Source organism: Bradyrhizobium genosp. SA-3 (genome assembly GCF_004212635.1).
Taxonomy (GTDB): domain Bacteria; phylum Pseudomonadota; class Alphaproteobacteria; order Rhizobiales; family Xanthobacteraceae; genus Bradyrhizobium.
The window spans coordinates 1-2,532 of sequence record NZ_PSRT01000287.1; the positions used below are offsets into that span (position 1 = coordinate 1).

Consider the following 2,532-nt stretch of genomic DNA (forward strand, 5'->3'; position numbering starts at 1 on the left):
GTAAGCGCTTAGCCGCGACCCTATTGAAGCTGGCTTGACGTTTTGCGGAACCGCCAGGGCATGAGGTCTTCGATTCTGTTATGGGGATGGCCGTCGATGATCGCCTCGAGTGTCTCGGCGATGTAGGCGGCCGGGTTGACGTCGCTAAGCTTGCAGGTGGCGACGATCGACGCAAGCAAGGCCCAATTTTCAGCCCCGACCTCATGGCCGGCGAAGAGCGCATTTTTTCTGGTCAGGCAGACTCGCCGGATGGCGTTCTCGACCGGGTTCGTGTCGAGCTCGAGACGTCCGTCTTCGAGGAAGCGGGTCAGCCCTTGCCAATGATTGAGCGCGTAACGGATGTCCTCGGCAAGCGTCGAGCCGCTGGAGATCATCGACAGCTGCTTCTCGAACCACGGCTTCAACGCCTCGACGAGGGGCAGCGAGTGCTCCTTGCGGGCGGCCAGCCTGAGGTCCGGCGATGAACCGCGCACCATGGCTTCGATGGCGTAAAGCTGTGCGATCTGCCGGACGGCGGCCTCGGCGATCGGCGATTTGCTGTTGCGGGCCAACTTGACGAAGCGTCGGCGCAAATGGCTCCAGCAATGCACGAGCGTCCACGGCCCTTGCGGTCGAGCGACTTCGGTCAGCCGGTCATAACCGTCATAGGCATCACATTGCAGGAAGCATCCGTTAAAGCCGTCCAGGAACTGCTCAGCGAACGTGCCGCTGCGACCGGGGGCATATCGGAACAGCACGATCGGCGGACTTGGGCCGCTGTGGCCGCGGTCGTCGGAGACGATCGCCCAGAAGTAGCCCTTCTTCGTTTGACCACGCCCGGGATCGAGCACCGGCGCCGTGGTTTCGTCCATGAACAGACGATCCGCCGCTGCCAGATGGCGGCGCATGTGGTCGGCAACGGGTTGGAGATGGAAGCAGGCGCGGCCGGACCAATTGCCCAGGGTCGCCCGATCAAGCCGGATCCCCTGGCGCGCATAGATCTCGGCCTGACGGTAAAACGGCGTATGGTCGCCAAACTTCGAGACAATCACGTGCGCAATCGCTGCTTCCGTCGGTAGTCCACCAGGCACGACATGCTCCGGTGCGTGCGCCTGCACGACAGGGCCCGAGCAGCGGCGGCAGATGTATTTCGGGCGGCGTGTGACCAGCACGCGCCATTGCGCCGGGATCACGTCGAGCCGTTTGCTGAGATCCTCGCCGATCTTCGTCATGGCCCCGCAACCGCACGGACAAAGCGTGCTCGCAGGCTCGATGATCCGCTCTACCCGCGGCAAATGAGAAGGCAAGCAGCCCCGATTGCGATGAGAACCTTGATCCGATCCGCCGCGCGATCGGCCCTGGATGATCGCGGCCGCCTTCTCCTGTGCGGCGTCCAGGATGCCTTGCGCGATCTCCACGTCTTCGAGCGGCAAATGATACTGATCTGGTCGCAGCTTCTCGGACTTCGCGCCGAACTTCTCGCGTCGCAATTCGCCGAGAATGACCTCCAGCCGACGCCGTGCTTCCTCCGACGCCGCCAGTGCCCCCTGATGCTCGCTCAAGGCCGTCTGCGTTTGCGCCAAAAGCGCCTTCAAGCGTTCGTTTTCGTCGCGCAGCGCCGCGATGCTCATGCGCTATTTCGAGCACATCGCCGCCGCACGCGCCACGTTCAAAATAGCTTCCGAGTCACTCTGCCGCAGTTATCCCGCCGCCTGCGGGCGCCGCGCTTCCTCCGGGCGGACCAACCTCCAATCCAGACCCTCGAACAAGGCCGCGAACATCGCCGGTGATACGCGCATCACACCGTCCGCGATCGTTGGCCAAACGAACTTGCAGCCTTCGAGGCGCTTGTGCACCAATACCAGGCCGGTTCGATCCCAGACCAAAATCTTGATCCGGTCCGCTCGTTTCGATCGGAATACGAAGGCCGCGCCGCTAAACGGGTCGAGACGAAGCATTTCCTGTATCTTCGCAGCCAGCCCATCATGGCCACAGCGGAAGTCAATCGGCCGCGTCGCGATGTAAATCTTCAGATCGGCACCGGGCGCGATCATCGTGACGCTCGCACCGCGCGGATCAACCGAGACAGTTGCTCGCCGTCTATGGCCGCGTCCGTCCGCACGACGACGTCGCCAATCGCAATCTCGAGCTTGACTGCCGGAACGTGACGCTCCTCTAACGGCCCCTCCACGACCAGCGGCGCGAACGGCGGCCGCGAAGCCTCGCACGACGGCAACTCGCCTCGCTGCCGAAAGCGTCGTCGCCAATCGTAAATCTGCCAACGCGTCGCACCGTGCCTGCGCGCCACCTCCGCCACCTGAGCATCGGGCAGCAGGCTTTCCGCGACGATCCGAGCCCGCTCGGCCTCCGAACGCACACGACGTCCGGAGGGTCCTTCAAGTACCTCAAGCCGGCTGACCGCCCCAACTGACGAGCTGTCCAAATGGACGTCCTTTTTGCCGTCCAATCCCATCCCGAACCTCCGTTCAATCCGGAGGCTTCTTCGCACATCTAATCTAACCCCGAACCAAGGGTATCGGTTTAGCGCTTACG

3 protein-coding genes are annotated in these 2,532 nt (G+C 63.0%); all 3 read right to left on the bottom strand.

Translation table 11 applies throughout. The annotated features are described in order from the left end of the window. Positions 1 to 20: 20 nt before the first annotated feature. Positions 21 to 1,610 (bottom strand): IS66 family transposase, encoded by a 1,590-nt coding sequence (gene tnpC, locus CWO91_RS42000; RefSeq protein ID WP_130221146.1) that lies wholly within the window; start codon positions 1,608 to 1,610, stop codon positions 21 to 23. Between the two features lie 69 nt (positions 1,611 to 1,679). Further along, a complete protein-coding gene (tnpB, locus tag CWO91_RS42005; RefSeq protein WP_027583892.1) occupies positions 1,680 to 2,033 on the bottom strand; it encodes an IS66 family insertion sequence element accessory protein TnpB in 354 nt (117 codons plus the stop codon). After that, positions 2,030 to 2,452 carry an IS66-like element accessory protein TnpA gene (gene tnpA, locus CWO91_RS42010; protein WP_130221147.1) on the bottom strand — a complete coding sequence of 141 codons (423 nt, stop codon included), beginning with the start codon at positions 2,450 to 2,452 and terminating at the stop codon, positions 2,030 to 2,032. Before tnpA ends, tnpB begins: the two co-directional genes overlap by 4 nt. Between the last annotated feature and the right edge of the window lie 80 nt (positions 2,453 to 2,532).